Source organism: Flavobacterium sp. (assembly GCF_025352425.1).
Lineage (GTDB): Bacteria > Bacteroidota > Bacteroidia > Flavobacteriales > Flavobacteriaceae > Flavobacterium.
The window spans coordinates 19,138-27,079 of sequence record NZ_JANXTI010000077.1; the positions used below are offsets into that span (position 1 = coordinate 19,138).

Here is a 7,942-nt window from a genome sequence, read left to right on the forward strand (position 1 = left end):
TATGTCGTGTGGCCAAATTTACAAAGATGATACTGATTTTATTGCAACAGAATAAAGTAGTTTTTAACTACAACGTTTGCGGGTTATGATAAAAACATTTTATTTTTTAAACCATTAAGAAATTAAGACAATTAAGTGTTCCTCATTAAGTCATTTTCTTAACGAAACTTAATCTCTTAATGGTATAATAGTTTACTTGTTGCGGATTAACTTAATTTATAAACAGTAACGCCCAAAGGTGGTAAAACTAATTCAGCTGAATACTCTCTGTAATTCCATGCAGTTTTTTCAATTTTAATTGGCTTTGTCATTACTACACCGCTGCCGCCATATTCTGTGCTGTCGGAGTTGAAAATTTGGGTTAATTTTCCTTTTGATGGAAGTCCGATTCTGTAATTATCTCTAACGACAGGCGTGAAATTAGCCACTACAACGAGATTTTCTTTTTCATTGTTTCCTTTTCGGATGTAACTTAAAACGGCGTTTTCACTATCAGAATAATTTATCCATTCAAAACCATCCACATGGAATTGTTTCTCATACAAGGCCGGATTATTTTTATACAAGGCATTCAAATCGGTGATGCATTTTTTGATTCCGTCATGGTAACCAAACTGCAACAAATGCCAATCTAAACTTCCCTCAAAATTCCATTCAGAACTTTGGCCAAATTCGGCTCCCATGAACAATAAATTCGTTCCCGGATGTGTAAACATATAGCTATACAACAAACGTAAATTTGCAAACTTTTGCCATTCGTCACCAGTCATTCTACCTAAAATAGATTGCTTTCCGTAAACAACTTCATCGTGTGATAAAGGCAACATAAAGTTTTCGGTAAACGCATACGTCATTGAAAATGTCAAGTCGTTTTGATGGAATCTTCTATAAACACTTTCTTTTTTAAAATACTGCAATGTATCGTGCATCCAGCCCATCATCCATTTCATTCCGAATCCTAAACCGCCAATGAATGTTGGTCGCGAAACCATTGGGAAACTGGTGCTTTCTTCCGCTATTGTTTGTGTATCCGGGAAATCTGCATACACTGCTTCGTTAAAATCTTTCAGGAAACTGATGGTGTCTAAGTTTTCTCTTCCTCCATAAATATTTGGTTCCCACTCGCCATCTTTTCTGGAATAATCAAGATATAACATTGAAGCCACGGCGTCAACACGTAAACCATCTGCATGGTATTGGCTAAGCCAAAAAATAGCATTGCTTATTAGGAACGAACGCACTTCATTCCTTCCATAATTGAATACCAAACTCTTCCAGTCGGGATGATATCCTTTTCGTCTGTCCGGATGCTCATATAAATTGGAGCCATCAAAGAATCCCAAACCATGTGCGTCATCAGGAAAATGCGATGGAACCCAATCAAGGATTACTCCAATTCCGGCCTGGTGTAATTTGTCGACCAAAACCATAAAATCCTGCGGTTTTCCAAAACGGGATGTCGGTGCAAAATAACCAACCAACTGATAACCCCACGATGGATCATAAGGATATTCCATGATTGGCATAAACTCGACATGTGTAAAACCTGTTTCTTTTATGTAATCAACCAATTGGTCAGCCAATTCAAGATACGTCAAAAACTTACCTTCATTGTTTCTTCGCCACGAACCCAAATGCACTTCATATACCGAAAAAGGTTTGTCCAGACCATTTTTGTCTTTTCGGGTATCCATCCATTTTTTGTCTTTCCACTTATAGTCTAAATCCCAAATAACTGACGCTGTTTGCGGCGGATGCTCGCAATACAAAGCAAATGGATCAGCTTTCTCAGTGATAATTCCGTTATTGTTGGATTGGATTTTATATTTATAGGTTGTGCCTTTTTCAACACCCGGAATAAATCCTTCCCAAATACCGGAACCATCCCAGCGCACATTCAGTTGGTGCTCACCCTGAATCCAATAATTGAAATCACCAACAACAGAAACCGACCGTGCCGATGGTGCCCAAACCGCAAAGTAAACGCCTTTTACACCGTTGACTTCAATGAGGTGTGCACCCATTTTTTCGTATAACCTGAAATGTTTTCCAGCCTTGAATAAATCGATATCAAAATCAGTGAAAAGGGAATGTGCTTGTACTTGGTTCATTTTAGTTTTTGTTGTTATTGTGTATATCGTTTTATTCTTTCTGTTCCCTAGACTGCGCTCGGGATGACAATATTCTATGTTAGAAGCTCTTTTTTCTGCGGTTGTCACCCAGAGTACTTCGGCTACGCTCAGCATAAACTAAAGTCGAAGGTCTTATGGTTTATATTTATAATGAGTTGCGTTTCTACATTCTGCCAATGTTTCAATCATATCAAAATCTCCTTTTATCAGTGCTTCTTTTTTTGCTTTTGACCATCGTTTTAATTTCTTTTCAAAATATATAGCTTGGTTAGGTTCTGTAAAATCCTGAAACCATTCCAAAACTACCGGTCTTCTCGTGAAAGTATAAGCATCAGGTAATTTTCCATCATTGTGCTCATTAACTCTTCTTTCTAAATCATTTGTAATTCCTGTGTAAAGGGAATAGTCACTACATCTTAATATATAAACATAATAAAACTTCATTTTTATTTTTCTAACTATGAGCCCTTCGACTGCGCTCAGGGTGACAGTATCTATAAATTTAAACACTCATCTTTCTGCGGTTTGTCACCCTGAGCGCAGCCGAAGGGCTTATAACTTCTCGGAATGACAATCTATAGCTCCAACTTAATACCCCATTATACTCTGAATTCCCCTTAACGGAATAACAGCCCAACGCGGACGAGAGTTGAGTTCGTATCCCAATTCGTAAACCGCTTTTTCAATCAGGCAGTATTTCAAAAGAAAATCTATTTCGTGGTTGTAACCAATGTTCAGATTGCCTGATTGCGCTTTCTCAACATAGGTTTCCAAAAAGCAGCCTACAAAGTAGTTAAACAAAACTTCGGCGGCATGAAAAAGTTGCTCCTGATCAAAAGGATATTTGTCTTTGTTGTTGAAAATCGTTGCATAAATTGCGTAGTGAAACGAACGGAACAAACCGGCCACGTCTTTCAATGGTGGCTGTTTTACTTTTCGGTCACGGATGGTACTTTCCGGTTCGCCTTCAAAATCTAATATGTAGAAATCATCGCCGTTCACCAGCATTTGTCCCAAATGATAATCGCCGTGAATCCGGATGCGTTCCGATTTCATTTTTGTCCAGTCAAAATCGACAAAATGTTTACGCACCAACTTTTTATTTTCCATAAACTGATGCGCAAGTTCGAGTGCCAATCCGTCCAGTTTGTGCAGACTATTTTCGATAATATTCAATCGGTTTTGGAACTGGTATAGCATTCTGTTTTTTAACCAAACAGTGTAATCGCCATTATAGGTTGTTGGCGTAAATGCGGTATCATGAATGTCTCCGCCAAGTGCAATGTGCATTTCTGCCGTGCGTTTTGCCATGGTTTGAATACGAAGAAATAAACCCAATCCCACCCAATCAATAATCTCTGGTGGAATCTCATTGATCTTCACGCGTTTAAATAATGGAATATCCGGTAACTTATCAATCTTGATTTTTTTGGTTTTGAGATTACTGAAAACAACATCGATTTCTTCGAGCATAAATTGCCACGCATCACCTTGGTTGGGCACTAATTCCTGCATCAAACCAAGAGTTATATTTCCTTCAGATAAAGCGAGATTAATACTTCCGGTATACGCCGGTGAGCTTTTGAAATGCATTCTTTCGGTGAGGAATCGGCTAATCTCATAATCAGGATTCGTACTCACATAAATACGTCGGAAAATCTTTAAAACAAAAGCATCATTATAAATAATGGATGTATTACTTTGCTCAACGCCCATGAACTTAGACGTTTTGTATTCTTTATCTTCAAACTTAGTTCCTTTGTGGAAAACCAGTTTTAATTCGGGGTTGTTTTTAGACTGGACAATGTTTTCAAACAACAGTTTTCTAAAGTCTTCCTGATGTAGCGCATCGACTAAAAAACCTTGTTGATTCCCCATTTTTACAGGCGCAATAATAGTACTGGTATCCAGCTCTTCCTGAGACATAAAAGCCAATGGCATAAAGTAATGCTGATAAAATGCTTCTTTAAAATTTACTTCCAAAAGCACTCCGTAGTAGCTGTTTTTCTTAGATGTAATTTTGAAATGATCCACCACTTCGATATACTTCAACGTACTTGCTTTTCCGCCATACCAACGCTTATTGATAATGTAATTCTCTAAAATATCTGAAGAGAATACCTTGATAAACTCTTCATCCTCAAAAGCATTTTTCCAATCTGTTTTAAAAACAAACGGTGACGAGAAATTATCCTGATTATCATTTTCCATGACTATTTTTTTAAGCTGGCTCATTTTAAAATTTTAAACAAATGAAAAGGCAATGCCGGATTTAATTCAACAAAATTCCATTCTTTATCCCAAATATAACTGTTTCCTGTAATTAATTCTACTACTTTAATTGGCTGTCCGGGATGAACTCCTAAAGATTGTAGCGGCAGTTGAACCCACGCCTGTTTGGCATAATACGGATCTATGCTGCAAATCATTAGCGTTTCATCAAGTTTGTCATCATCATATTTGTAATACGCCAAAACCTGATCATTATCGGTAGCACAAAACTGAATGTTGTTTGTTTGCTGCAACGAAGACTGCTCGTGCCGAATTCTATTTAATCTCGAGATTACCGTTATCAATTTATTCTGAACCGTCCAATCCCAGGTTACAACTTCATATTTCTCTGAATTGTGATATTCTTCCTTTCCGGGCATTGCTTCCGAGATCATGTACTCATAAACGGGTCCGTAAATCCCAATGCTGGAACTTAAAGTAGCGGCCAAAAAGTATTTGTGAAGGTAAACGCTTTCATGTCCACTTTGCAAAGCATACGGCAATATATCGGGTGTATTTGGCCAAAAGTTCGGACGGAAAAACTCGCTCTGTTCTGTTTTTGTTAATTCCTCAACATATTCTATCAGTTCCGCTTTGGTATTTCTCCAGGTAAAGTAAGTATACGATTGAGTGAAGCCTTGCTTAGCCAGTTCATGCATAATCTTCGGACGTGTAAAAGCTTCCGCTAAAAACAAAACATCGGGATGCTTTTTCTTGATTTCGGCAATCAGCCATCCCCAAAAATAAAACGGTTTCGTATGTGGATTATCAACTCTGAAAACTTTGATGTCGCATTCTTCAACCCAGAATAAAGCTACATCCAGCAACTCTTTCCAAAGATTTTGCCAATCACCGCTTTCAAAATAAATTGGTTGGATATCCTGATATTTTTTTGGTGGATTTTCAGCATATTGAACGGTTCCATCAGGGCGCCATTTGAACCATTGTGGAAAATCTTTTACATACGGATGATCGGGAGCTGCCTGTAACGCATAATCCATTGCGACTTCAATTCCCAAACTTTTAGCAGCTTTTACCAATGATTTGAAATCGGTTAAGGTTCCCAGTTCTGGACTTATGGCTTTGTGTCCGCCGTGCTTGGAACCAATTCCCCAAGGCGAACCAACATCGCCTTTAGCGGCATTCGTAGCATTGTTTTTTCCCTTTCTGTTTACTTCCCCAATAGGATGAATTGGGGGAAAATACAAAGTATCAAAACCCATTGCAGCAACTCTTGGCAAAAGTTTCTCGCAATCGGTAAAAGTCCCGTGCTTTCCAATTTCCTGAGAAGTTGAACGTGGAAAAAACTCATACCACGTGCTGAATAATGCTTTTTTTCTATCAACATAAACCTTCAGTTCTGCCGAAGTATTGGATAAAGTTCGTGTTGGATAATTTTTAAAAATATGATGCAATTCTGCAGATAATGCTATTGCAATGGCCTTGTCGTATTGCTTGGCATCCTGAAATGCTTTTATGGCTGCATTTAAATACGTTTTTTCAGCAGCCGATACTTCTTTTAATATCGCCTGACAATATTCCGCACCCTCCAGCAGTTCTGATTTCACTTGCTGATTATCTTCAATTTTTCGTTGTGTTCCATGTTGCCAGTTCAAAGCATAATCAACCCAGCCTTCTACGAGATAAGAATAAAACCCTTGCTTTTCGACTTTAAATTCGCCTCGCCATTCATCATTTCCGGTTTCAGTCATTCTGACTTCTTGCCACTTTTTGTCCGATTCATGTTTGAATTTCACACGGCAGGCAACAACATCATGTCCATCAGAAAAAACATTTGCCGTAACCACCACTTTTTGGCCTACAATTCTTTTGATAAAAAAAGCACCATTGTCAAGCTGTGGAGAAACATTTTCAATTATAATTCGAGTTTGGTTTTGCATTTTAATAGTAATTTTATGAAGTTGTAATTTAGATAAAAAATAGTATATGATATAAATTGCAGTATAATTTTATGGAAATGACAAAAAATAGTGACATACCCAATCAATCATTGCAAATTCCGAAAATATTTACGCTAACCGCTAAATTATTACAAGCTATTGCTACAAAATTAGCAACCCTTTTTGCCGCAAAACTATTTCAAACTTCTCTAAAACTTAAAATACCAAAGAGAGTAGAAAGATTTACATCATCAAAAATTAGGAACAGAAAAAAATTAGAAGTTAAAAGTAATAAAAAGTATCCTTAACTTTATTTCAAATTAAAACATACTATCATGTCAAAAGAAACAACAAATTGGGCAGAAATCCTTAAACCATTAATCGCAAAATACAAAGGCAAGCAACATCCGTTGGATTATAAAAACACTTTTCAGCTTTTGGTTATGGTTATTTTGTCGGCACAGGATTCCGATGCCAACATAAACAAAATTGCTCCAGCGCTTTTTGAAACCTATCCAAATTTGGAAAGCCTTTCGGTTTCCAATGTGGAGGCTCTAATACCTCACATCTCAAAGGTTCGAAACTTCGGAACAAAAGCCAATTGGTTAATCGAAATTGCCCAAATCATAAAGAAAGACAAAAATATTCCCCTAACTATGGAAGGATTAACCGCCCTGAAAGGAGTTGGGAGAAAGTCCGCGAATGTGATTATGCGCGAAACAAAACAACCAGCTGAAGGCATTATTGCCGACCTTCACGTGATAAGAGTGGCACCACGCATCGGAATTATTCCTGAAACCAAAGATGGAAACAAAGTAGAAAAACTATTAATGCAGGCTTTACCAAAGGAAATCTGGGGTGAAGTCGGCATGGCAATTTCATTTCTGGGAAGAGAAACATGTCGACCAACCAATCCAAAACACAGCGAATGCGTAGTGAGTGATCATTGCGAATATTGCAAATTGCATTAAACTTAATTTGGGCGTGCCGGCGCAACAACATTTGCAATCTTACACAACCCTTACTGGCGCCGTCGGGCTATCCGCGCTACATGCCTGCCAACCGTCAGGCAGGGTAGCTGCTCCTATCCCTCACGCGTTCGATTCAATTAGGAACTTCCTATAACAATGTAGCCATCTGAATAAATTTTCAATCCTTATCAATACCAGGGATACGTCGACAAAATGTTTATGTATGCGTCGACAAAATGTCCAAGCATACGTCGAGAAGATGTCGAGGCTGCGTCGACAAAATGTTTAGGCTGCGTCGACAAAATATTGAGGCCTTATGAATAAAAGGTTAAATCTTTGATAAACAAAAAAAACCTATCCAAATAAATGAATAGGGTTTTCTAAAAAAGCCTACCTACCGGCAGGCAGGATTTGAAATTAAAAGGAGGAAGCCCAGTGGGCTTCAGGTATAAAAACAAGAAAGCCTGTCCGATTGGACAGGCTTTCTAAAAAAAGCCTGCCTGCCGGCAGGCAGGGCAACGGATCAACCGAAGGGACACGCTGCACCTATAAAAAAAAGAACCCCAATCTTTTCAGATTGGGGTTCCATAAAAAAAAGGCAGCGACATACTCTCCCACATAACTGCAGTACCATCTGCGCAGTCGGGCTTAACTTCTCTGTTCGGAA

The 7,942-nt window shown here is 38.2% G+C and carries 6 protein-coding genes; 2 read left to right on the forward strand and 4 right to left on the reverse strand.

From position 1 onward, the window contains the following. Nucleotides 1-206 precede the first annotated feature (206 nt). From glgB to Q0Q99_RS10075, 4 genes are all read right to left on the reverse strand, one after another. On the reverse strand, nt 207-2,111 hold the full coding sequence (gene glgB, locus Q0Q99_RS10060; RefSeq protein ID WP_293895179.1) for a 1,4-alpha-glucan branching protein GlgB: 1,905 nt from the start codon (nt 2,109-2,111) through the stop codon (nt 207-209). 153 nt (nt 2,112-2,264) lie between these two features. Then, complete coding sequence (locus tag Q0Q99_RS10065) at nt 2,265-2,576, reverse strand: GIY-YIG nuclease family protein (protein ID WP_293895182.1); 312 nt, start codon at nt 2,574-2,576, stop codon at nt 2,265-2,267. Between the two features lie 144 nt (nt 2,577-2,720). Beyond that, the gene (locus Q0Q99_RS10070) at nt 2,721-4,367 is read right to left on the reverse strand and encodes a trehalose synthase (RefSeq protein WP_293895185.1); all 1,647 of its coding nucleotides are present in this window, start codon (nt 4,365-4,367) and stop codon (nt 2,721-2,723) included. Continuing rightward, nucleotides 4,364-6,304, reverse strand: a complete 1,941-nt coding sequence (locus tag Q0Q99_RS10075) for an alpha-1,4-glucan--maltose-1-phosphate maltosyltransferase (protein WP_293895188.1) — start codon at nt 6,302-6,304, stop codon at nt 4,364-4,366. The genes Q0Q99_RS10070 and Q0Q99_RS10075 overlap by 4 nt, the downstream gene beginning before the upstream one ends. Before the next feature lie 71 nt (nt 6,305-6,375). On the opposite strand from Q0Q99_RS10075, the gene Q0Q99_RS10080 reads away from it, so the two are divergent. Both Q0Q99_RS10080 and nth read left to right on the forward strand, forming a co-directional pair. After that, nucleotides 6,376-6,612 (forward strand): hypothetical protein, encoded by a 237-nt coding sequence (locus Q0Q99_RS10080; protein ID WP_293895191.1) that lies wholly within the window; start codon nt 6,376-6,378, stop codon nt 6,610-6,612. 27 nt (nt 6,613-6,639) lie between these two features. Continuing rightward, entirely contained in the window at nt 6,640-7,275 is a 636-nt protein-coding gene (nth, locus tag Q0Q99_RS10085) for an endonuclease III (protein ID WP_293895194.1), read from the forward strand. The last annotated feature ends 667 nt before the right edge of the window (nt 7,276-7,942 follow it).

Coding starts and splice junctions, on each gene's coding strand:
- Q0Q99_RS10075 (WP_293895188.1), bottom strand. CDS start 6,304: ATGCAAAACCAAACTCGAATTATAATTGAAAATGTTTCTCCACAGCTT.
- Q0Q99_RS10080 (WP_293895191.1), top strand. CDS start 6,376: ATGGAAATGACAAAAAATAGTGACATACCCAATCAATCATTGCAAATT.
- glgB (WP_293895179.1), bottom strand. CDS start 2,111: ATGAACCAAGTACAAGCACATTCCCTTTTCACTGATTTTGATATCGAT.
- Q0Q99_RS10070 (WP_293895185.1), bottom strand. CDS start 4,367: ATGAGCCAGCTTAAAAAAATAGTCATGGAAAATGATAATCAGGATAAT.
- Q0Q99_RS10065 (WP_293895182.1), bottom strand. CDS start 2,576: ATGAAGTTTTATTATGTTTATATATTAAGATGTAGTGACTATTCCCTT.
- nth (WP_293895194.1), top strand. CDS start 6,640: ATGTCAAAAGAAACAACAAATTGGGCAGAAATCCTTAAACCATTAATC.